The organism is Rhizobium sp. S96 (assembly GCF_030382195.1).
Lineage (GTDB): Bacteria > Pseudomonadota > Alphaproteobacteria > Rhizobiales > Rhizobiaceae > Rhizobium.
Map to the genome: position 1 here is coordinate 206,251 of NZ_JAUDRY010000009.1, position 21,417 is coordinate 227,667.

Genomic DNA, 21,417 nt, shown 5'->3' on the forward strand with positions numbered 1-21,417 from the left:
TGGAGATCTATCCCTATGCCTGGTCCCTATGTCGTTCCCGTCCATGGAGACGCGGAGCTGCCGAAGGAATGCGATGTCGTCGTCATTGGCGGCGGCATTGTCGGTAGTTCCACGGCGCTGGAGCTTGCCGAACGCGGTTTGCGCGTCGCGCTCTGCGAAAAGGGCGGCATTGGCCAGGAGCAATCGAGCCGAAACTGGGGATGGGTGCGTATCTCGATGCGCGATCCCCGGGAGGTGCCGCTCATGGCGGAAGCACTGCGTATCTGGGACGGGTTGGACGCACGGACTGGCCGCGATACGGGCTTCAGACGTGCCGGCATCGTCTTTGCCTGCGCGGACGAGAAGGAGTTCGATGCCAACGACCGCTGGCGGGCGAATCTCGAAGCGCATCAGATCGAGACGCGCATGCTGACGGCGAGCCAATTCCGCGACCTGTTGCCGGGCTCGCGGCTCGCTCAGGCGGGTGCACTCTATACCCCAGCGGATGGCCGCGCCGAGCCGCAACGCGCGACGCCAGCAATTGCCGAGGCGGCGCGTGATCGCGGAGCGGCGATTTTGACGGAGTGCGCCGTTCGCGGGATCGAGACGGCCGGCGGCGCGGTGAGCGGCGTGATCACCGAGCGCGGTCCGATCGCCTGCAAGGCCGTGGTGCTCGCAGGCGGCGCGTGGTCCAATCTGTTCTCCGGGCGCTTCGGAATCGATCTGCCGCAGCTCAAGGTGATCAACAGCGTCATGCGCAGTGAGCCAATCGACGGCGGACCGGAGCAGACGATCTGGTCGAAGGACGTTGCGATCCGCAAGCGGCAGGACGGCGGCTATACCATCGCTTCGGGCCACGACAACATCGTCGACATCGTGCCGGCATCGTTCCGCTACGCCAAAGCCTTTCTGCCGGCATTGCGCGCGGAGTGGCAGTCGCTTTCCTTCCGCCTCGGGTGGCGGTTCCTTGATGAACTCAGGCTTTCCAGGACATGGTCGATGGATGAGGCCAGCCCGTTCGAATACAATCGCGTGCTCGATCCGGTGCCATCGCGGCGGTTGGCGGACAAGGCGCTGGCCGATCTCAAGCGGGATTTTCCGGTCTTCGAGAATGTCAGGATCGCGCAGCGCTGGGCAGGGTGCATCGACGTCACACCGGATGCGGTGCCGGTCATTTCCGCGGTGGACAGCGTTCCGGGATTCCATATCGCCACCGGTTTTTCCGGGCACGGTTTCGGCATCGGTCCGGCTGCGGGACGATTGATGGCCGATATCGTGACCGGCAGCCAGCCTGTCGTCGATCCCACGGCATTCCGGCTGTCGCGCTTCAGCGACGGCTCCAAGATTGAGTTGATCACCGGTTTTTGAATGCGGCGCGGGCGAGGGGCGAGGCCGTACGGCGTGCGTCGGCGCGCCCCGGTTTGCTGAGCAGAAACCGGGCTTTGAGGAGTGACACCCTGCGGCAAGATGCGCGCGGGATTGATTGTTCAGCTTTCCGTCAGTTCAAGCGGCTACCGGTGACCCACCAATCCCCAGGGCGCAGCCGGACTCAGAGGCCAGCATTTGAACATCATCGCAGAGCGCTCGGCGCATTTGGTCGCGATCAGCACACCTCCGCACGGCGAGATTTCCTACCGGCCCGACATTGACGGGCTGCGCGCGCTGGCGATCCTTCCGGTCGTTTTCTATCACGCGGGCATCCCGGGATTTGGCGGTGGATTCGTTGGGGTCGATGTCTTCTTCGTCATCTCCGGCTTCCTGATGGCATCGCTGATCTCAGGAGAGCTCGATCGCGGCACCTTCAGCCTGACGCGCTTCTACGAACGCCGCATTCGCAGGATCTTTCCCGCGTTGTTCGCCCTCCTTGCGGCATCATCCGTGGCTGGCTGGTTCCTGCTGATGCCTGCCGAATTCGCCTACTTCGGGCGCAGTCTGAAGGCTGCCGCACTGTTCGCATCGAACATCCAGTTCGAGAAGGAAAACGGCTACTTCGACATCGGCGCGCAGATGAAGCCGTTGTTGCACACTTGGTCGCTCGCTGTAGAAGAACAGTTCTACATCCTGTTTCCATTGTTGCTGCTTGCCGTCCATCGATTTGCGCGGCGATACGCGGTGCTTGTGCTGGGAGCCTTGCTGGCAGTGTCGTTCGCAGCGAGCACGTGGATGCTGTTCCGATCTCAGGCAGCGACGTTCTATCTCCTGCAGTTTCGTGCATGGGAACTTCTTCTGGGAGCGCTGCTGGCTCTCAACGCCGTGCCAAGGCCATGGCAGCCCAGGACGCGGGCAGGGCTGGCTTTCGCAGGTATTCTGCTCATCGCTGTGGCGGTCTTCACGTTCAGCGATCGGATGTTGTTCCCGGGCCCGGCAGCGCTCCTGCCGTGCCTCGGGGCAGCACTCGTCATTCATGCTCGGGACGAATGGAGTTCCGCTGGCAAGATCCTTCGATCCAGACCGATGATCTTCGTCGGCCTGATCTCCTATTCCCTCTATCTATGGCATTGGCCGATCATCGTGTTCACCCGCGAGATGACTGGACGACAGCTCTCTGTGTCACAAGGTGGCCTCGTCATCGCCGCGTCCTTGGTGGTCGCCACGGTGTCGTGGCGTTTCGTCGAGCAGCCCTTCAGGGGGCACGCGAGCCCGGTCGCGCGCAAGCCGCTATTTGCCGGTGCCGTGGCCGTTGTGATGGCCGCCATCTCGCTCGGTGCCTATGTTGCCGGAAACAGCGGCCTGCCGGGTCGCCTGGCGCCCGATGTGCAGCGCGTCTATGCCTCGACCTACGACGAGAGCCGCTTCAGCCTACCGCCATGTTTTGCCGATTCCGACACCGACGGCCCTGCCGTTGCGGATATTCGTGCCGGTAGGCTCTGCAAACTTGGTATTGAGGACGCAAGCAAGCCATCCTTCCTCGTGTGGGGAGACTCCCATTCCGGCGCGATGGCTCCGGCGATCGATGCCGCCGCAGCGCAGGTAGGCATGCAAGGGCTGTTTGCCGGGCATTCATCCTGCCCGCCACTGCCTGGCGTCGAGCTCTCGCACGGCAACACCGAACGCTGCGGACGTTTCAATGAAGCAGTGCATGATTTCGTCGTATCACACCACATCCCGCTGGTATTTCTCGTCGCCTATTGGCCCAAATATGTCCACGATGCCGAGATGCCGAATGAGGGGCCATATTTCGATGCCTCCGTACCACCTCCATTGGCGGACCGCTCTCAATCTGTGGTGAAGGCGCTCGACAGCCTGATGGCGGAACTGCAGAGGCAGGGCACCAAGGTCGTGCTCGTCTCCGATGTTCCGGAGATGGGTCGTTACATGCCCGAGGCAGTCGCCAAGGCGATGATGGAGGGCGCCTCCACCGACGTTGCGCCGCCCTTTGATTATATCGAGAAGCGCCAGGCGCTCTCGCGTTCGATCCTGGCCCGCGCGGCCGCCCAATATGGCGCCTCGATCATCGACCCTCTTCCGGCAATCTGCCACGACGAACATTGCGACGCCGTGCGAAACGGGCTGCCACTCTACAAGGATGCGGATCACCTTGCCGCTACCTTTGCGAAAGGGCTGAGCGCACTCTACCTGCCGGTTATGACCGACGCTCACAACAGGCTGGCTGCGGCGGGGGTGTTGTAGCGGTGACGACGCGCGATCCTGTGCCCTCGGTAGACACTGACCTTACTGAGTGAGGTGTTGTGATATTTCGGGTCGCCCGCTGCTAGGCGTCAAAAGGCGTTGCGACCTGGAAACGCTCTAGCACGTCGACGCACATGTGGCTGGTTTCCGAGGACTTCAGGGCCTCAATCGCATCCGTGATCGGAAATAATCGTCGCTCCCGCACCCCTTGCTCGGGGTATTGGTCAACGATCCGCTCTTGCACAAGAACATGAACCGCCAGTCGATACCGATTGAGATTTCCGTGTTTTGTGTAACTGAAGTGCCCGACCGGTGATGAGTTGGCGACGCCGACTACTCCTGCCTCTTCAAAGGCTTCACGTTCGGCAGCCTTCCAGCTCAACTCCCCAGGCTCTATCCCGCCCTTCGGAATCCCCCACTGCCCTGTTCGCTTGCTGCGCACAAGCATCACCTGAGGATCCGCATTCTCCCGAAGGACCAGGCAAATGGCTGCCGCTTGCGGAACTACTCTATTGGCGATCAACAATTGATCCTCGGCACGACGACGTTGATGCAACATGTCGGCTCTTCCTGTGGGACGTTAAGACCGAACACTTGAAGCGCCCTTATGTCACAAAACCGTCATGAAAAGAAAGGCCCCGGTCAATCAGTAAGTCATGCCCAGCTCTCCGGAAGCTGATTTGGAACAAGGGGCAAGCCCACTCATGCTGCGCGAGGGGACGTCATGATCACATCTGCGTCAACATGGCTTATGTCGTATGCAGCAGTTCTGAGGTAGTGCTCCCTCACGATAGATAGTGTCAAATAATAGCCTGGAATATCCGAAATGTGGGATTGGTTCCCTATAGTCTTCTTTCCGCTCAAGATTCTCGTTTTAGGCACGGGTATGTTCTTCGCCATCAAGTGGCACCACGATCAAGAGAAGAAGAAATAACGCGGGCGTGAAGCGCTCACGGATGGACTCCAAACGTCAGGCCATAGGCCAGTCCCACAACTGCGCTTGACGCCAGCACTGTCAGCATGCCGACCTTGAAACGGAACACCGCAATGACGGCAGCAATCGTCAGCACCAGCGACGGCAGGTTGACGGAACTCAGAACCGGCACGTCGAGCGTCATTCCAAAGCCGCTCACCTTTCGGACTTCTGAGAACAGGACGTGCAGGGCGAACCATACGGCGAGGTTGAGGATGATGCCCACCACCGCGGCCGTGATGGCCGCCAGTGCCGCAGAGAGGGCCTTGTTGCGACGCAGAGTCTCCATGAACGGAGCGCCGAGCAGGATCCACAGGAAGCAGGGAACGAAGGTGACCCACGTCGTCAGCAGGCCCCCAAGCGTTCCGGCAAGCAACGGCGAGAGTCCGCCGGGCGCGCGATAGGCGCCCATGAACCCAACGAACTGGGTCACCATGATCAGCGGACCGGGTGTCGTCTCCGCAAGGCCCAAGCCGTCCAGCATCTCGCCGGGCTTCAGCCAGCCGTAGTGGTTCACCGCCTCCTGGGCAACGTAGGACAGCACCGCGTAGGCCCCGCCGAATGTCACCATCGCCATCTTGGAGAAAAACACGGCGATATCGGAAAAGACGTTGTGGGAACCGAGGAACGCGAACAGGAGAATGATCGGTCCAAACCATGCGACCGCACCAACCGCTGCGACCTTCAGCAACCAGACGGCATTTGGACGCGTATGCGCCGGCACACCTTCACCGAGCAAACTGTCGGCGTCCGCGACCTGTCTGCCGCTGATCTTTCCATGGCTTCCCCCTGTCGAGAACGCAGCCCAGCCAGCCTTGCCGCCGATAAAGCCGATCAGGCCGGCGGTGACCACCACCAATGGAAACGGAGCCTGGAAAAGCCAAAGAGCAACGAAAGCAGCGGCCGCAAGGCTCATCATCACCTTATTCTTCAGTGATCGGCTGCCGATGCGAAGGACTGCCCCGAGCACGATGGCCAGAACGGCCGCCTTGAGCCCGAAGAACAATGCTTGAACCGCGGCGGCATTGCCGAAGATCGCGTAGATCCAGCTCAACCCCATGATCGCGACCGCGCCGGGAAGCACAAACAGTGTTCCGGCGACGATGCCTCCCTTGGTCTTGTGCAACAGCCAGCCGATGTAGATCGCCAGTTGCTGTGCCTCGGGGCCGGGCAGGAGCGTGCAGTAGTTCAGAGCATGCAGGAACCGTTCTTCGCCGATCCAGCGCTTCTCCTCCACGATGATCCTGTGCATGACGGCGATCTGGCCGGCGGGGCCGCCGAAGCTCAGTGCCGCCACTCTTGCCCAGACCTTCACTCCCTCGGAGAACGGCAGTTCATGATCGCCCGTTCCGGACGATCGGGCATCTTCGTTGACCACGGCTGCCATGTTACTGTCCTGCCTTGGCGTTGGGCCAGTTATGGGTTTCGCTGGTCGCGTCCCGGCACCACCGATAGAAAGCGTCGTAAAGCGTCAGGCCTGCTTCCAGTTGCTCCAGATCGTCGTTGAACATGCGGGACAGTCCGAGTGATGCTGCAAGCAGCCCCGCGACCTCGGGCGCAAGCTCCGGCCGCGCCGTGTCCGCGCCCCGTACGATGGTCGCCAGGTGCAGGAGAGGGCGGGATTTCAGGCCGAACTCCTCGATCATGACGTCGAAGGTGCAGAGTTCGCCCCGGTGGGACCAGAACACCTCTTCGATGTCGAAGGGCGTCGCCCCGAAGCGATCGCCGACAAGCGCAACTTCCGATGCCGGAACGAAGAGGAAGACGGCATTAGGGTCAACAAACCGCCGGATCAGCCACGGGCAGGCGATCCTGTCGATCTTCGGACGCGAGCGCGTCACCCAGACGGTGCGGCCGCGATCATCGCGACGGGGGAGCTTGTCTTCCGGAACGAGAAGCCCGTCTGCCTGCCGCCATGCCTCGAAGCCACCCTCGAGCACTTCGGCGGCGATCCCGGCGTGTCGGAGATGGGCAGCCACGCCGTGGCTGAGCTTGCGGCCCTGTTGGCAAATGATGACGGCCGATCCGGTAAGTGACGGTCCCCATTCCCCGACCGTACGGTAGTCGTGCCTGACGGAGCCGGGGAGCAGACGCGCGTCGGCATCGAAATCCTCGTCGATCCGGACGTCGATCAGCGTCGGCGCGCCAGGCGTGCCCACGATGCGGTTAAGCTTGTCTGATGTGATTTCAAGAAATGACGGCATGATGGCGCGTCCTCCGTTGAAGCGGGTTTACAGGACGCGATTCTTCGGCCGTGGCCTCGTGGGGCGATCGCTGCCCCATCAAGCGAAATTCTCAGAGCCGGACCGCCCTGTCAAGCACGAGAAGCGATGAACGAAGCTGGTCAGTCTGCCGTTCGCTCTGGGCCGGCTTTCCAGATTCGGTACCGGATTTCCACGTCGGCAGGTGCGAACACGACGAGGGGAAGTCTGCTGTTGTATCGTAAGAGTGGCTCGTCCGAGCTACGCACGAACGCTTTTTTCTTGGCGCTACCTGGGCAGGCCATTTGCGTACTCGCGACGGCGCCAACCCCGGTGACGACGTAGTAGTCATATCCCCAGCCATCGACCGTACGCGTCTCCAACCGGGCGCCAAAGGTATGCCGATTGCAGTCCACCAATTCGGTTCGGCCAACGATCACGCCAACCCGTCGCGCATCTTCGTCTGTACGCTTTGGAAGGAAGATGACGTGCCGTTGCTGTCCCGCGGGCGCCTCGGGAAATGCCTTCAATTCGTCCCGTGCCAGCCGGGACTCAGTCGCTAAGACCCCGCTGACTGCGAGCGAAAGGAAAACCAGAACTCGAATCGCGTGTTTCGCTGCTCTAGCCACCCAAAATGAAGTTGCCATCTTTGACCTGTTGCCCTTCTTGATGCCGAGGTTGGGTTGCCGACAGTGCTATCGTCCTTGATCAAGAAGCGTATAGCCAGTTTTGCAGTCTCGCAATGCTCTCACCTCGGGAGATTTTACGAGGGCCTTCGACCGACCGTTTTGCGCCAAGCAGACATTGCAATCATCGGGAGAACAGACCTAATTAGGGCGCCATCTGGCCCCAGCTGTGTATCCATTCTAGTGGATTATCATAGGTAAGTTATGTTGGCGACAAACCAGCCCTATCGAGGAACAGCGCCTATGAGATTTTGGGTAATGCTTATGCTTCTTTTCCCTCTATCGGCGGCGATGGCGGTGGAGCAACCGGGGCCGCCACCATGGTCGTGCTCTGTATGGGGAGCGTGCAACGCTGCGGACACATGCGTCAGCCTGAGCACCCTGCCGATGAAGTTCAAGCTTACCCAGATCGGGGATGATGCAAGAAAATATCATCTGCAGGGTCCTGACGGCTATGAAGGGGTTGCGTTGCAACTTCCCAGCCTGGACGACGCGAAGCATTTTGCCGAAACCTATCGCTCGGATGAGCCCGCCCCATTCATCCTGGTCCCCAACAGCAGGATGTCTGACACGCATAGTTTTTGGCTCCAGAGCATGTGGCAGCGCGGTAACGGTCAGCGCGTCATAGCTGACGAGAAGATGCTTGTTGCGTGTAATAGCGTTCGAAGAAACTAGGCTGATACCATCTGGGCGGCAGGCACGGGCGTATGATAAAGACGAAACCGGGCGGCCAAAGTCCGTTAGGCGTGCAAGCTGCGTCGGCAACAGATTGAGAATGTTGCCATGCAGCCCAGGATCGCCTCGGATGATGGACGACTGCTGGAACGTGAGACGGATGTTCCGCTCCGGTGCGATTTCCCGCTGGACTGGGGCCGGCGTCTAAATCCTATGATAGCTATCTGCCAGGAGCCTGAATATGGCAATGATCCTCGGGGCGAGCATTGCTAGGATCGGCGGTGCAAGAAGGGCGATCAGCCTGGCTTTTTCCAGATGCTTCACTGGCGGATTCAAGGCGATGACAGCCAATCCCCCCGCAAAGAGAACTGCGATAAAGACACATCCCGCAGCAATCTTGAACAGCCGTGTAAACTCATCCTCAGAACTGGCTTTAGCTTGCTGAGCTTGGAATGCGAGGTCCAAGCCGGGACGGAAGTTCCAAATAAATGAACCGATTGCCATTGGTATACCAAGCAATAGGCAATCGGATGGCGATAGGTTCAGATCGAAAGCGAATATCGCGATACGAAGCAATATGAATGCCCCAAGGTTTGCGAATATCGTGAGTTCGCTGCGTCTATTGTAGGTCGCTTTGTTGATCATTCTCGCTCGGGAGTCTTCATAGGGTTCCATCTATGAAAATAACCTGGGCGCGATAATGCATTCCATAATGCAACCAGTAAAAATCTATCCACGATGGCGTGATGGCTGGTTGGACCGTATGCAGACGAACGCCAATTGCGGACATTGTACCTGTATGCTCTATGCTAAAGCACATTTAGTGCCACGACTGCGCAAACGCCCAAGTTGAAGAAAAATGCTTCCAAGCCAACCAGTTCTGGCCAGCGTCGAAATAGGCGACACCAAGCTTTGGCTGCTTGACGTGTCGGGTAGTGCTCCTGCGACGGCATGTCTGTGGGCTACTGGCGAGAGCGGCAACATCCTTTGGTCTGCCAATGGCGACCGAGCAACGGAGCAGTACGTCTCAATCTGCTTAGTTGAAAAACATCTTTATGCCCACACCTACAGCGGCTGGCGCCATCTCATAGATGTACAAACGGGCTTCGTGCTTGAACGGTCGTTTACGAAGTAGTGACTGCGAGCGTGGCGAACGCCGCTAAAGCCAATGGCCGAGATCGACAGTCGATCGCTTTGCGCCAGGAGCGATCATTTTCAAGCTCTCAATCTCTGGCGACAAGTCCGCTGTCGAACCAGACGTCCTCATAGTCAAGCGCAGCCAGAAAGCGCCATCCGGGCGGAAGGGCCAGATAGCGGATTGAGGCCGGGCATCGCCTGTTCAAGTGCGCGACTTGCCAGCCCCGGGCAGCTATGCAGCCCAGGGGCGCCTCGGGTCATAAAAACTAGCGCTGGAAGGTGAGGTGGATGGTGCCGCTCGGTGCGGTGTCCGCCTTGACGGTGTAGCCGGTTTCCAGGCCGCGCAGCTCGTCCCACAGGCGTATCCCGCGCCCGAGCAGGATGGGGGTGATTGCTACATGCAGACGGTCGACAAGGCCTGCCTTCAGGAAGTCGCGAACGACCGTTGGGCCGCCGCCGATCCGCACGTCTTTGCCGCCCGCGACCTCGATAGCCTGCTGGAGCGCATCGACCGGGGTGGCGCTGATGAAATGGAACGTGGTGCCGCCAGCCATTTGCAGGGAAGGGCGGGTTTTGTGAGTGAGAACGAAGACCGGGATCCGGAAGGGCGGCTCTTCTCCCCACCAGCCGCGCCAGTTCGGGTCGTCGGGGAAGGCGTGCAGACCGAACATGCCGGCGCCCATGATCTCGGCGCCGACGTCAGCAAAGTATTCTCTCGCATAATCGTCATCGACACCGGTGGTCCCAGCCCCACTGGTATCCTTGAGCACGCGCTCGCGGAACGTTCGCGTTGCAGTGTAGGCGCCGACGAGACGCGGCCAGTCCTCGCCGAACGGGACTTCTGGCGTCTGGTCCGTCGTTGTCGCGAAACCGTCGAGCGAGATCATGAGATCGACACGAACTGCCACTGGAGTTCTCCTTGCGAAGTTGTTGGCTAACCGCCCCGATCTTACGTGAACTCAATAGTAAGGCAAGTGCCTTATTATTCTTGACTGCAGCTCCAACCCGTCTTAGTGAGTCACATGCCCTACCATTCGACCCCTCTCGATCTTGCCTTTCACGCTCTCAGTGACCCGACGCGCCGCGCGGTGGTCTCGCGGCTGTCCGAGGGTGAGGTGCCGGTCAGTGTTCTGGCCGAGCCTTTCGACATGGCGCTGCCATCCTTCGCCCAGCATCTGAAGGTGCTCGAGGATTGCGGGCTGATTGCCAGCGAGAAGCGCGGGCGCAGCCGCTGGTGCCGGCTGGTGCAGGCGCGGTTCGAGGAAGCGGCGGACTGGATGCAGGCGGAGCGCCGGCGCTGGACCGAGCGGTTGGACCGACTGGAAGTCTATCTTGATAAGACGGAAGAGGAGGATGGAGATAATGGCAAACCTGTTTGACACCTGGTCGCTGGATCGCGAAGTCGTATTGGTCAAGGTGTTGAACCACCCGCGCGACAAGGTCTTTGCCGCCTGGATGGACCCCAATGCACTGGCGCAATGGTACGGACCGGCGGGTCTTGCGATCGAGAGCCACGAAGCCGATATCCGCGAGGGCGGGCTCTGGCGGTTCGATATGGTGGGCGTGTTCGAGGGCCGGGAGCAGCGCTTTGCGAACCTGATGCGCTTCCTGACGATCGTGCCGAACGAGCGGATCGTGATGGATTATGGCACGCCCGATCCCGATGATCCCGATCGTTTCCGCGTCACGGTAACCTTCGATGAGCAGACCGACGGCAAGACGGTGCTTACGCTGCGCCAACTCCATCCCACTCCCGAGCGGCGTCGCTTCGTCATCGGCTTCGGCGCGGTCGAATACGGTCTGCAGACGCTGGAGGGCCTTGCTGCCTGGCTGGACGGCTGAACGGCCGGCCAATCTGCCGGTGGTGTCCGGCACGCGTACTGAGGGTGCGGCTGGACAGGCTGCGATGAACAAGGCTTAATGCCGCGCGGGGATGGCTGGGGATGCCGATCATGCGATCACCACGGCAACTGAATGGCAGCTTGGATGTTCTAGATGCTGTCGTCGTCGGAGCCGGCTGGGCGGGCCTTGGTGTCAGCTATTGGCTGGCGCGGAAGGGTCTGCGCCATCGCGTGCTGGAGCGGGGGCGCATAGGAGAGACCTGGCGCACGCAGCGCTGGGATGCCTTTCACATGAATACGCCCAACGTGCAGACGATCATGCCCGGCGACCGTTATGACGGGCCGGACCCCCAGGGTGTTCTCAGGCGCGACCAGTTCGTGGCCCTGCTTGAGGATTTCGCCGGTAGGAATGCGCTGCCGATCGAAACGGATACCGTGGTGAGCGAACTTGTGCAGAAGCATGGCGTCTATCGGCTCACCACCTCGCGCGGCATGCTCAAAGCACGCAACGTTGTCGTCGCAAGCGGCAACCTGAACTGTGCCGTCCGTCCGAGCGCGTCGGATGCATTGCCGGCTGGCATCTATCAGGTCGACGCTTCCGGCTACCGCAGTGCCGCCGATCTGCCTGCCGGAGCGGTGTTGGTGGTCGGGAGTGGTCAATCAGGCGCCCAGATCGCGGAAGAACTGGCGGAGGCGGGGCGGGCGGTCTTCCTTGCGACCAGTCGAGTGGGGCGGCTCCCGCGGCGGTATCGGGCGCGCGACGTCATGCTCTGGCTCGAGGAAAGCGGGTTTCTCGACGTGCGGCGAGAGGAGGTTATACGGCTTGCTGGCCGTATCCCTCCGCGTGGCGTGCTCGGGTCGGAGCATACGATCAGCCTTCAGTCGCTCGCTGCCCAAGGTATCGTGCTTCTCGGGCGGCTGACCGGCGTTGCCGATAATGGCAGCCTGTCGTTCGCGGACGAGGTCGGGCCGAATGTGCGCTTCGGGGATGAAGCTTCCTCCAACGCCAAACGCCATATCGACGACTATATCGACCGAGCGGGAATCGACGCGCCGGCTGCGGAGCCCGATCCGGCGGAGACGGTCGTATGGCGTAAGCCGGATACCGCCATCGTTTCGCTTGATCTCGCGCGCTCCGGAGTGACCAGCGTAGTGTGGTGCACAGGTTTCAAGGGCGATTTCGGCTACGTCGGGCTTCCCGGAGCGCTCAACGCTGCCGGACAGCCGGTTCACACGGATGGCGTGAGCGCTCTACCGGGACTCTACTTCGCCGGACTGGATTTCGCGTCCACGCGCAAGTCAGGCATCATATTGGCGATCGCGGAGGAGGCGCCTCGTCTTGTCGAACACATAGTGAGAGATTCGCGATCGTCGATGACCTGAATCGCGAAGGACCCTGCCGCTAGGCTAGGCGTGTGATCGGTACCTGCGGTGATCGAAGGCGCAGGCGACGCTGCCGGGCTACCGGATGCATTGATGCGGCTCTCGAAACCGCTCTCTATTCATTGTGATAAAAATCAATGAAATCAGAGAAGTGGCACGCCCTAGGGGAGTCGAACCCCTCTTCCCAGAATGAAAATCTGGTGTCCTAACCGATAGACGAAGGGCGCTTCCTTCGTGGTGGCGCCCTTATAGTCAGGCATCGCGAATCCCGCAAGCGCCAATTTCGATTTTTTACAAAAAAATGACGGGATATTTTTGCAGGCGCGAAAAAGCTATTAGCGGTTGTAAATCAAGCGCCTATGTGTGGATCTTCTTAAATTCGTGACGGTGCTGACGTAACGTCAGCCTATTCTCGGCCGGGCGTCAGAGGGCCCGTGCGATGGTCGTTTGAGGGCCTCTGCCGCCACATCCCCAGTTCCAGTCCCGGTTCTTGCCGGTGTCGAGATGGACGGAGTCTGTATGGCAATAGGTTCCGACGCCGCCGCGGTTTGGCAGCGAGCGGATGTAGCTCGCGACATCCCACTTCGAGACGCCGGAGATCTGGATGTCGGCCGCGTCGCAGGTCTTGTGCATCGATTCTTCCGCGCCGCCGACCATCCGGTTGTGTTCGGCATCGCGATAGCCCGACGTGACGACGACGGGCTTTCCGAAATGGGTTTCGACGGATTTGATGACATTCATCAGATCCGGCTTGAAGCAGCCGACTTCCACCTTGTCGTTCTGGATCAGCAGGCCGTTCGGCGCCGTTCGCGTCATTCCCGGCAAGGATGCTTTCTGCAGCAGACCGGAGAGGCTGCCGAGGAGGTTCTGCTTCGGCGCCGTGTAGAGCGCGTTCATCGTCTGGCCGGGGAGTGCGTTCGTCGCCAGCGACGCGGTCTGGGCCGGCGCGAACTGCGTGCTGGTATTCTGCGAGGATTGCTGTGGCTGGGTTGCCTGACCCGCCTGCGGCGTCTGCTCGATGGGAAGCTGACTGCTGTAGACGCTGGAGCGCACTGCGTTGACGCCGCCCGGTGCGTAGGCATTTCCCGGCTGCAGCTGTGTCGATGTGGAATTGTTCTGCGGCACCGTGCGCACCGAAAAGATGCTCATGGCTTCGGCGTTGATACCGGTCGACTGCATTGCGAGACCACCGATATTGGCGGGGGCCGAAGCCGCGGAGCCCACGGCGGCGGGTTGGGCGGTCGCTGGGTCTGTGGTCGCGGAAGCGGCGCCGGACACATTGGCAATCATCGGATCGCGATAGCCGGACGCTGCAGGCGCCGCGCCTTGTGCCGCCTGCGCTGCGGCCGTGGTGGCAGCAGCTTGCGCCGGTGTCACTGCCAAGACAGCGTCAACCGAGTTCTTTTCGGACACGCAGCTGCAAAGCGTCATGGCGGACGCAGCGATCAGAAAGGTGGCCCCGAGGGGCATCCGCTTTTCAACAGCGAGCAAGCGAGCATTCTCCAATGGATGGCGGAGAACGCAGCAGATGATGCGCTCTTCGCCTCGAGTCGTGCGGAGAGTGCCCGCGTGGGCCGGCGGCTACAAGCGTGATCCGGACACGCGGTCAGGAAATCGCAAAAGCCGCAAGCCTCGCAAAAGCCTCGGCCTACCAGGCGCCGGTATTGGCCATCGAAGCCCATGGCTCGGCGCTTGGAAGGCTGCCGCCCTTCTGGAGAATCTCGATCGAAATGCCATCCGGAGACCGCACGAAGGCCATGTGGCCGTCACGCGGCGGACGGTTGATCGTGATGCCGTTGTCCATCAGGTTCCGGCATGTTGCGTAGATGTCGTCGACCTCGTAGGCGAGGTGGCCGAAATTGCGCCCGCCGGTATAGTCTTCGGTGTCCCAGTTATAGGTGAGCTCGAGGCACGGGGCGCCTTTCGATGTCGCATCCGCCTTGTCGTCGCGAGCGGCGAGAAAAACCAGGGTGAACCGGCCTTTTTCGTTGTCGATCCTGCGAACTTCCTCCAGGCCGAAGAGCGTCCCATAAAAATGCAGGGAGGCGTCCAGGTCCTTCACGCGGACCATCGTGTGTAGATAACGCATTCTGTTTCCTCTCTAAATGCAGGCCCGATGTTATGTGGCAGAACGTCAGCTTCGGGCAAGACACAGGGGTATGATTATGAACTGCGAATAATCGGAAAGTAGGACTTGCGCTAATCCGTTACCAACATGTTAATCTTGATCTCAAGAATCAGTTAACCGTAACAGTGTGACGCGTATTGAGGGGGCTGGCGAAATGGCTGACAGGATTTCATCGAAGGAATTCACCGACCTCGATCAACTCGCGGGAGACGCGATCGATCTCATTGAGATCACCGGCGTTGTGAAGTGGTTCGACGTGGCCAAAGGGTTTGGCTTCATTGTCCCCGACAACGGTATGCAGGACGTTCTTCTGCATGTGACCTGCCTTCGCCGCGACGGCTTCCAGACCATTCTCGAAGGTACCCGCATCGTCGCGCTCATCCAGCGCCGCGAGCGTGGCTATCAGGCGTTCAAGATTCTTTCGATGGATCAGTCCACGGCGGTTCATCCGTCGCAGCTGCCTCCCGTGCGCACCCATGTGCAGGTGACGGCAACAAGCGGCCTCGAGCGGGCGCTGGTCAAGTGGTTCAACCGCACGAAGGGCTTCGGCTTCCTGACACGCGGCGAGGGGACTGAAGACATCTTCGTTCACATGGAGACGCTGCGTCGTTTTGGTCTTACCGAGCTGCGGCCCGGTCAGGTCGTGCTCGTTCGTTTCGGTGACGGTGACAAGGGCCTGATGGCGGCGGAAATCCACCCGGATGTTCCGAGCCCCACGAGCCGCGCGCACTGATGCGTACACTCTCTGCCCATACGATCAGAAGCGCCCTTGCGGCGCTTTTTTTCATGCTGGTCTTTCCTGTGTTCGCCCAGGAACCCATGACCTTCGACAAGGAGCCGTTGGTCATCCAGACGGCATCCGGCAAGACATTCAATTTCATCGTTGAGGTCGCCGATACCAACGAACAGCGTCAGCGTGGCCTGATGTATCGCAAGCAGATGGCGCAAGACGCGGGCATGATCTTTGATTTCGGCGTTTCTCGCCGGGTTCAGATGTGGATGGAAAATACCATTCTGCCGCTCGATATGCTGTTCGTGGATTCGACAGGGACGATCCGCAACATCAAGCAGAACGCGGTGCCCTATTCGGAAGATATCATCGACTCGATGACGTCGGTGAAATACGTCATCGAGCTGAATGCAGGCGTGACCGCTAGGCTCGGTATCAAGACCGGTGACAGGGTCATGAGCGCTACCACGACCAAGCGTAAGTAGCGCCGCACCAAACGACCGCCGGATCAGGCGTCGAGCGCGTGTGCTGCCGGTGACGACGGCAGCCTAGAACTTGAGACCGATACCGGCCGAGACGAGATGTTGGTCGAGATCAACATCGGTGCCGCGAATGGTCTTGCTGCCGTAGTCGTTGTAGCGATACTCGGCGCGTCCGAAGACGTTGTCCGTGAACGCGTAATCGACGCCAGCGCCGATCGTCCAGCCGTTGAAGGTCTTGTCTTCCTTGTCGCCGTTGGTCTCGATGTAGGCGCGCTGGCCCGTCCAGCCGGCCGTGGTGTAGAGCAGTGCGCGGTCAAAGGCGTAGCCGAGGCGTGCGCGAACAGAGCCCGATAGATCCGTGCCAGCTTCGACGCCGGAGCCGAGGAAATCGGATTCCTTCTGATCCCAGGTGTAGCCGAGATCGCCTTCAATACCGATGACAATCGTGTCCATCTGGTAGTTCGCACCAAGGAAGCCGCCGATCTGGCCGCCGTTATAGTGCTGCGAAGAATCTGTGCCGAGGACGTTGAAGTCACCGTTGGTGAAGCTCATGCCGCCTCTCAAGCCACCATATGGACCTGTCCAGCTAAACACCGGAGCGGCCACCGGGGCAGGCTGCATCGGCACCTCAACGAGATCTGCAGCATAGGCCGGCATTGCAAGCACGACCGCGAGCAGCGCTGCACTTGCGCTCAAGGACTTCATTCGGCACTCCCAAGGTTAATGATTTACCATGCAATATGGTAAATATACGATATACAACCTTAACAATGGGTTTCCGACTGATGAGGCGCGAGGCTTTCGCGACGCGTGTATTTTTTGCATGCGGGGCCAAGCCATCTGCCCGCCATGGGTGCGGGAATGACGAGAGGACGGCAGGAGACCCTGCCGCCGGACGAGCGCTATCCGGTGCTAGACGCCGAGGATGGCGTCGATCTGCGCAATCAGCGCGGCATAGCCCTCGATATGACGGTGATACTCGTCTTCGATCTGTTTCGTGATGTTTTTCAAGGGGCCGTTACCCTCCTGCACGAAGTGCTGTGCCTTGTTTTCCCGAAGCGTCTGAATGTGCTCCTCGTGTTCCTTGATCTTCTGCTGGTAGTCTTCTCGAAGTTTCGGCAGGTCCATTTTTCCCTCCAACCTTGAGGCTCGTCCGGCACCGCCGGAACGGAGATAGTAATCAGTAAGTTCGCGCAAAATCAGAAAACGGCAATGGTCCCCGTCAAGAGATTTTAACAGGACCTGCCGTCTCGCCTGTATCCCGGGGAGCGTGCCGGGATGGGAACACGGCACTCGTCATGGCAGTTGGCCATAGTGCCGCCATAGAGTTCGGCCCAACCATGCTTTTACAACAGTGGATGGCAAAAAATGAGATTGCTGGCTCTCCTCGCTGCAGCGCTTTTGCTGACAGTGTTTCAGGCGCAGGCCCAGGTTTATGGGCCCTACGACGGCTATGACGGGTATGGCGGCTACGGCTATGACGATCCGTATGGCGCTTATCCGCCACCGCCTGTTTATGAGCCAATGCCTCGTTATCGCGAGCCGCCGCGGGAGCGGAGGGCGCCGTCGACACGGCGGACAGCTGGAACCATCGTCATCGCCACGCGGGAACACACGTTGGTCTACACGACATCATGGGGCGAGCAGTACGTTTACCCGATTGCCGTCGGCCGCGACGGCAAGCAATGGTACGGATCGACGCGGGTAGTATCGAAGCGGGAGCACCCCGAGTGGCGACCGACAGCGAGTATGCGCCAGAAGAATCCTAGGCTCCCCGCGGTCGTCGGGCCGGGGCCGAAGAACCCGCTTGGGACCCGAGCAATTTATCTGGCCGACGGGCTGCTGCGCATCCACGGCACGAATGATCCGTCCTCGATCGGCACCAATGCGTCGAGCGGATGTTTTCGCATGTATCGCCAGGACGTCGAGGAACTGTACGAGATGGTCCAGCCGGGAACGAGGGTCATCGTCGAGCGCTGAAGTCATCTCGTCATCGGCGCGCGGCATGCGCCTAGGTTTGGTCTCGGTGGCCGCCGTAGTCCATGTTTCTGTGGCGCTCTGCCCGGCAGGCGTTCGAAACCTGCCGCGATGCAGAGGAGCGTTCCGTCCGGTACCGGTTGCCACCTTCCGTGATTCGACTACTTCTATTCCGGTCAGCTGCCTTTCGACGGCAGAGGCAGGTGTTCAGGAGGCGAAACATGTGTCGAAACATCAAGCCGTTGTTCAACTTCGATCCGCCGGCAACGGATGACGAAATCCATGACGCCGCGCTCCAGTTTGTTCGCAAACTGAGCGGAACGACCAAACCATCGAAGCGCAATGAAATCGCATTCGACCAGGCAGTCAGCTCCATCGCAGCATGCGCACGCGCGCTGCTCGATTCGCTGGAAACCTCGCAGCCACCCCGTGACCGCGAAGAAGTCGCGGCCAAAGCGCGCGCAAGAACGGCGGCCCGGTTCGCTTAGGAACCGGCGAATGATGATGATAAACTAGGGGGAAAGTGGTCGGAGTGGAGAGATTCGAACTCCCGACCCTCTGGTCCCAAACCAGATGCGCTACCAGACTGCGCTACACTCCGTGCCGACGAGGAGCGCAATACACGGTTCGTTCCTAAGCCGCAATAACTAAAATGATTTGTCCGGAAGGTTCTTCACAGCCGTTCAGGTCGATGTCAGAAAAGATTGACATCTCCGTCTGGAAGGCGTGATGGCTGCGGCCAGCCCTCGGTTCTCGCATCCGGAGATACATTTTGGAAGATTTCGACGTAGCGGCGCCGGCGCGGAGCGCGCGTCCGCGTATTGGCAGCGTGACGCTGTCGGTTCTGACTGCCATTTACATTCTTGTTGTTGCGAACCACACATTCTGGACGCGAGCCTACGGGTATCTCGCGCCAACACCCTATGCCTTTGTGGCGTTCGTTGTTGCAATCGCCGCACTCATGATCGCAGCGATGACGACACCGTCGGTAAAATATCTTATCAAGCCTGCGCTCATCATCTTCATCCTGATTTCGGTGATCGCTGCATGGTTCAACGATCAGTTCGGCGTCATTATCGACAAGGAGATGATCCGCAACGCGGCGGTGACGACGCGCGCTGAATCGGCGCATCTGATTACGCCCGCATTTCTCTTCCACGTTTTCCTGACCGGCATACTGCCGTCGCTCTTCATCATCTGGGTGAGGGTGGTGCACCGGCCGTTCCTGAAGAAGTTTGCCTGGAACATGGCGGTGATCGTGCCGTGCCTAGCCATTTTCGTCGCCGCGGGCCTGGGGTTCTCTCAGACATTTGCGGCGGTCGGGCGGCTGCACAGGGATATCATGCTGACGCTCAATCCGTTCCTGCCGATCGGCAGCGTTGCACGGTTTGTGTTTGCGTCGGAGGAGGATCGCAACATTGTGCGTCGGCCGCTCGGTACCGATGCCCATCAGCGCTCGGCGAGCGCCAACGGCAAGCCGCGCGTGACAGTGATCGTCGCCGGCGAGACCGCGCGCGCGCAGGACTTTTCGCTCGGGGGATATGCACGCGAGACCAATCCCGAGATGAAGGCGAGGGGCGTCGTCTATTTTGCTAACGCGACGAGCTGCGGGACGGAGACGGCCGTTTCCCTTCCCTGCATGTACTCGGTCTATCCGCGGCAAGAGTACACGCATCGCAAAGGCCTGGAGACGGACAATCTGACGGATATTCTCGGCCACGCCAAGGTCAAGGTCGAATGGTGGGACAACGACACCGGCAGCTACGGCGTCGCCAACCGGGTCTCCTACAAGTTCCTGCCCGATGCCGCCGATCCGCGCTTCTGCACCGACGGGGAATGTCTGGATACGGTGTTGCTCGACAAGCTCGATGATTGGCTTGCGAATGTGAAGACGGACAGCGTTCTGGTGCTTCACCAACTCGGCAGCCATGGCCCCGCCTATTATCGCCGCTATCCAGACGATTTCCGTAAGTTCACTCCGGATTGCCGGACAGGGGAATTCGGTTCCTGCAAACCGGAAGAGATCGTCAACGCCTATGACAATACGATCCTCTTCACCGACCACGTCGTCGCCAAGGTGATCGATGAGTTGAAGCAGCATGCGAACTCGGTTTCGGCGTCGATGCTCTACGTCTCCGACCACGGCGAGTCGCTTGGCGAAAACGGCCTCTACCTGCATGGCACGCCCTACATCATCGCTCCTGACGTTCAGACCCGTGTTCCGATCATTGCCTGGCTGTCGCCGGATTTCAGCGCCGCATCGAAGATCGACATGGGTTGCCTGGCGGCAAGAGCAGCCGAGCCGGCGTCGCATGACAATTTCTTCCACAGCGTACTTGGCCTGATGGACGTGGCGACCAGCGTTTACGACGCCAAGCTCGATCTCTTCGCAACCTGCCGCAAGACATCCGATACGCTTGCCCAAGCGACGAAGAAGGGCTGACGGCCGCAACGTTCTGGAGCCGTGGCTTTTTTCTTGAAAAGGCGGGGATTCGCGGCTAAGCAAAATTCACCTCTTCGTGCGATGGTACGAAGACAGCGCTCCGGCAACGGCGTGCAGGATTTGAATACGAAGGCCCTAATTCGGAGGCGTTGCAGCAATGTCTGCCAAGATCTATCGTCCAGCCAAGACCGCGATGCAGTCCGGCAAGGCAAAGACCCATATGTGGGTGCTCGAGTTCGATCAGGAGACCCCACGGACGATCGATCCGATCATGGGCTATACCTCGTCCTCGGATATGCGCCAGCAGGTCAAGCTGACCTTCGAAACGCAGGAACTTGCCGAAGCCTATGCGACGCGCAACGGTATCGACTATCGTGTGATCGCGCCGAAGGATCCGCAGCGACAGGTAGTGGCCTATCCCGACAATTTCCGCTATACGCGGACGCAGCCCTGGACGCACTGAACCGCTTCCGGGCATACCGATATGACCGTCGTGATGAAACACGTGGTCACGCGGCCCCTTAGCTCAGCTGGATAGAGCACCTGCCTTCTAAGCAGGTTGTCGCAGGTTCGATTCCTGCAGGGGTCGCCAAAAATTTCCGATACTTAGATGATGATTTCCGGTTTGAGCGACGACCGCCGAGGTCGTTTTGAGGTCGCAACAGCGACGTGACCGCTGTTGCTCGACGGAGGGCGGCCGCCCCGGGGAAAGATGCGTTTCCGCCCGCTCTAACGTCCGGCCTGGCGTATCCAATCATGTACGTAATCTTTTGCCCAATGGTGTCCCCGCCGATAAAACTTGAACGGCTTCTTGAACAGGCCGGCTTTAACCATCTTGATGAGTGTGCCCCGGCACACCCCGAGCAATCGGCAGACATCCTTCGTGTTGTAAAAGCCGCCTGGGTTATCCGGGCCTCCAGGACCATCCGAGTTACTCATTGCGGGTTCCTCCTTAGGGTCTGATGCTATGCACTAGGCGTCACGTTGGGCGTTCATCCGGTGCACATGGGGTTCTGTCCGGTGCGTCTTGCGCGTGTAACTCACAAACAAAGTTACACCTGGAATGCCCCCCAATCAAGCCGGCTTACCTAAAGTATAGTCAACAATTTCGTTCATAATCAATGGTTTAGTAGGATTCGTCCTCGCTCGTCG

General features: G+C 59.8%; 25 protein-coding genes and 3 tRNA genes. 14 read left to right on the top strand and 14 right to left on the bottom strand.

The annotated features are described in order from the left end of the window. Window positions 1–15 precede the first annotated feature (15 nt). Both QTL94_RS11985 and QTL94_RS11990 read left to right on the top strand, forming a co-directional pair. Window positions 16–1,347: an NAD(P)/FAD-dependent oxidoreductase gene (locus QTL94_RS11985; protein ID WP_289801692.1), complete on the top strand. Its 1,332-nt coding sequence runs from the start codon at window positions 16–18 to the stop codon at window positions 1,345–1,347. A 195-nt stretch (window positions 1,348–1,542) separates the two neighbouring features. Further along, on the top strand, window positions 1,543–3,609 hold the full coding sequence (locus tag QTL94_RS11990; RefSeq protein WP_289801693.1) for an acyltransferase family protein: 2,067 nt from the start codon (window positions 1,543–1,545) through the stop codon (window positions 3,607–3,609). Window positions 3,610–3,691: 82 nt separating this feature from the next. On the opposite strand, the gene QTL94_RS11995 is transcribed toward QTL94_RS11990, so the two are convergent. From QTL94_RS11995 to eco, 4 genes are all read right to left on the bottom strand, one after another. Then, window positions 3,692–4,168 carry an NUDIX domain-containing protein gene (locus QTL94_RS11995; protein ID WP_289801694.1) on the bottom strand — a complete coding sequence of 159 codons (477 nt, stop codon included), beginning with the start codon at window positions 4,166–4,168 and terminating at the stop codon, window positions 3,692–3,694. A gap of 391 nt (window positions 4,169–4,559) precedes the next feature. Next, window positions 4,560–5,969 (bottom strand): chromate efflux transporter, encoded by a 1,410-nt coding sequence (gene chrA, locus QTL94_RS12000; protein ID WP_289801695.1) that lies wholly within the window; start codon window positions 5,967–5,969, stop codon window positions 4,560–4,562. A gap of 1 nt (window position 5,970) precedes the next feature. Beyond that, a complete protein-coding gene (locus QTL94_RS12005) occupies window positions 5,971–6,786 on the bottom strand; it encodes a chromate resistance protein ChrB domain-containing protein (RefSeq protein ID WP_289801696.1) in 816 nt (271 codons plus the stop codon). 140 nt (window positions 6,787–6,926) lie between these two features. Continuing rightward, entirely contained in the window at window positions 6,927–7,430 is a 504-nt protein-coding gene (eco, locus tag QTL94_RS12010) for a serine protease inhibitor ecotin (RefSeq protein ID WP_289801697.1), read from the bottom strand. A gap of 297 nt (window positions 7,431–7,727) precedes the next feature. On the opposite strand from eco, the gene QTL94_RS12015 reads away from it, so the two are divergent. Beyond that, window positions 7,728–8,144 carry a hypothetical protein gene (locus tag QTL94_RS12015; protein WP_289801698.1) on the top strand — a complete coding sequence of 139 codons (417 nt, stop codon included), beginning with the start codon at window positions 7,728–7,730 and terminating at the stop codon, window positions 8,142–8,144. Between the two features lie 204 nt (window positions 8,145–8,348). Here the strand turns inward: QTL94_RS12015 and QTL94_RS12020 are convergent, their stop codons facing one another. After that, window positions 8,349–8,789 (bottom strand): hypothetical protein, encoded by a 441-nt coding sequence (locus QTL94_RS12020; RefSeq protein ID WP_289801699.1) that lies wholly within the window; start codon window positions 8,787–8,789, stop codon window positions 8,349–8,351. Between the two features lie 214 nt (window positions 8,790–9,003). Between QTL94_RS12020 and QTL94_RS28445 the strand changes: the two genes are divergently transcribed. Further along, on the top strand, window positions 9,004–9,279 hold the full coding sequence (locus QTL94_RS28445) for a DUF7957 family protein (RefSeq protein WP_502944127.1): 276 nt from the start codon (window positions 9,004–9,006) through the stop codon (window positions 9,277–9,279). An 88-nt stretch (window positions 9,280–9,367) separates the two neighbouring features. On the opposite strand, the gene QTL94_RS28450 is transcribed toward QTL94_RS28445, so the two are convergent. Next, window positions 9,368–9,487: an immunity protein Imm33 domain-containing protein gene (locus QTL94_RS28450; RefSeq protein ID WP_502944128.1), complete on the bottom strand. Its 120-nt coding sequence runs from the start codon at window positions 9,485–9,487 to the stop codon at window positions 9,368–9,370. Between the two features lie 60 nt (window positions 9,488–9,547). Further along, entirely contained in the window at window positions 9,548–10,189 is a 642-nt protein-coding gene (locus QTL94_RS12025) for a dihydrofolate reductase family protein (protein ID WP_289801700.1), read from the bottom strand. A 114-nt stretch (window positions 10,190–10,303) separates the two neighbouring features. On the opposite strand from QTL94_RS12025, the gene QTL94_RS12030 reads away from it, so the two are divergent. The 3 genes from QTL94_RS12030 to QTL94_RS12040 all read left to right on the top strand — a co-directional run bounded on the left by QTL94_RS12030 (window position 10,304) and on the right by QTL94_RS12040 (window position 12,505). Then, window positions 10,304–10,660: an ArsR/SmtB family transcription factor gene (locus QTL94_RS12030; RefSeq protein ID WP_289801701.1), complete on the top strand. Its 357-nt coding sequence runs from the start codon at window positions 10,304–10,306 to the stop codon at window positions 10,658–10,660. Next, window positions 10,635–11,123, top strand: a complete 489-nt coding sequence (locus tag QTL94_RS12035; RefSeq protein WP_289801702.1) for an SRPBCC family protein — start codon at window positions 10,635–10,637, stop codon at window positions 11,121–11,123. Before QTL94_RS12030 ends, QTL94_RS12035 begins: the two co-directional genes overlap by 26 nt. Window positions 11,124–11,263: 140 nt before the next feature. Next, window positions 11,264–12,505, top strand: coding sequence for a flavin-containing monooxygenase (locus QTL94_RS12040; RefSeq protein WP_354666057.1), 1,242 nt, complete (start codon window positions 11,264–11,266; stop codon window positions 12,503–12,505). A gap of 152 nt (window positions 12,506–12,657) precedes the next feature. On the opposite strand, the gene QTL94_RS12045 is transcribed toward QTL94_RS12040, so the two are convergent. The 3 genes from QTL94_RS12045 to gloA form a co-directional block, all read right to left on the bottom strand. After that, window positions 12,658–12,732 (bottom strand) — tRNA-Glu (locus QTL94_RS12045). 196 nt (window positions 12,733–12,928) lie between these two features. Then, window positions 12,929–13,996, bottom strand: a complete 1,068-nt coding sequence (locus QTL94_RS12050) for a YcbK family protein (RefSeq protein WP_289801704.1) — start codon at window positions 13,994–13,996, stop codon at window positions 12,929–12,931. A gap of 157 nt (window positions 13,997–14,153) precedes the next feature. Continuing rightward, window positions 14,154–14,594 (bottom strand): lactoylglutathione lyase, encoded by a 441-nt coding sequence (gene gloA / locus QTL94_RS12055; RefSeq protein WP_289801706.1) that lies wholly within the window; start codon window positions 14,592–14,594, stop codon window positions 14,154–14,156. 193 nt (window positions 14,595–14,787) lie between these two features. Between gloA and QTL94_RS12060 the strand changes: the two genes are divergently transcribed. Further along, the gene (locus tag QTL94_RS12060) at window positions 14,788–15,366 is read left to right on the top strand and encodes a cold-shock protein (protein ID WP_065693726.1); all 579 of its coding nucleotides are present in this window, start codon (window positions 14,788–14,790) and stop codon (window positions 15,364–15,366) included. Beyond that, on the top strand, window positions 15,366–15,848 hold the full coding sequence (locus QTL94_RS12065; protein ID WP_289801707.1) for a DUF192 domain-containing protein: 483 nt from the start codon (window positions 15,366–15,368) through the stop codon (window positions 15,846–15,848). The genes QTL94_RS12060 and QTL94_RS12065 overlap by 1 nt, the downstream gene beginning before the upstream one ends. Window positions 15,849–15,911: 63 nt before the next feature. On the opposite strand, the gene QTL94_RS12070 is transcribed toward QTL94_RS12065, so the two are convergent. Together QTL94_RS12070 and QTL94_RS12075 are read right to left on the bottom strand one after the other, a co-directional pair. Continuing rightward, window positions 15,912–16,550, bottom strand: coding sequence for an outer membrane protein (locus tag QTL94_RS12070; RefSeq protein WP_289801708.1), 639 nt, complete (start codon window positions 16,548–16,550; stop codon window positions 15,912–15,914). A 207-nt stretch (window positions 16,551–16,757) separates the two neighbouring features. Further along, window positions 16,758–16,973: a hypothetical protein gene (locus tag QTL94_RS12075; RefSeq protein ID WP_065693729.1), complete on the bottom strand. Its 216-nt coding sequence runs from the start codon at window positions 16,971–16,973 to the stop codon at window positions 16,758–16,760. Between the two features lie 240 nt (window positions 16,974–17,213). On the opposite strand from QTL94_RS12075, the gene QTL94_RS12080 reads away from it, so the two are divergent. After that, complete coding sequence (locus QTL94_RS12080; RefSeq protein WP_289801709.1) at window positions 17,214–17,825, top strand: L,D-transpeptidase; 612 nt, start codon at window positions 17,214–17,216, stop codon at window positions 17,823–17,825. 218 nt (window positions 17,826–18,043) lie between these two features. Next, on the top strand, window positions 18,044–18,310 hold the full coding sequence (locus tag QTL94_RS12085) for a DUF2277 domain-containing protein (RefSeq protein WP_289801710.1): 267 nt from the start codon (window positions 18,044–18,046) through the stop codon (window positions 18,308–18,310). A gap of 36 nt (window positions 18,311–18,346) precedes the next feature. Here QTL94_RS12085 and QTL94_RS12090 read toward each other — a convergent pair. After that, window positions 18,347–18,423 (bottom strand) — tRNA-Pro (locus tag QTL94_RS12090). A 171-nt stretch (window positions 18,424–18,594) separates the two neighbouring features. Here QTL94_RS12090 and QTL94_RS12095 point away from each other — a divergent pair. From QTL94_RS12095 to QTL94_RS12105, 3 genes are all read left to right on the top strand, one after another. Next, window positions 18,595–20,265 (top strand): phosphoethanolamine transferase, encoded by a 1,671-nt coding sequence (locus tag QTL94_RS12095; RefSeq protein ID WP_289801711.1) that lies wholly within the window; start codon window positions 18,595–18,597, stop codon window positions 20,263–20,265. Between the two features lie 157 nt (window positions 20,266–20,422). Continuing rightward, entirely contained in the window at window positions 20,423–20,728 is a 306-nt protein-coding gene (locus QTL94_RS12100; protein WP_065693733.1) for an ETC complex I subunit, read from the top strand. Window positions 20,729–20,780: 52 nt separating this feature from the next. Further along, window positions 20,781–20,857: transfer RNA gene (locus QTL94_RS12105), tRNA-Arg, on the top strand. Between the two features lie 137 nt (window positions 20,858–20,994). Here QTL94_RS12105 and QTL94_RS28330 read toward each other — a convergent pair. Then, window positions 20,995–21,204: a helix-turn-helix transcriptional regulator gene (locus QTL94_RS28330; RefSeq protein ID WP_354666058.1), complete on the bottom strand. Its 210-nt coding sequence runs from the start codon at window positions 21,202–21,204 to the stop codon at window positions 20,995–20,997. Between the last annotated feature and the right edge of the window lie 213 nt (window positions 21,205–21,417).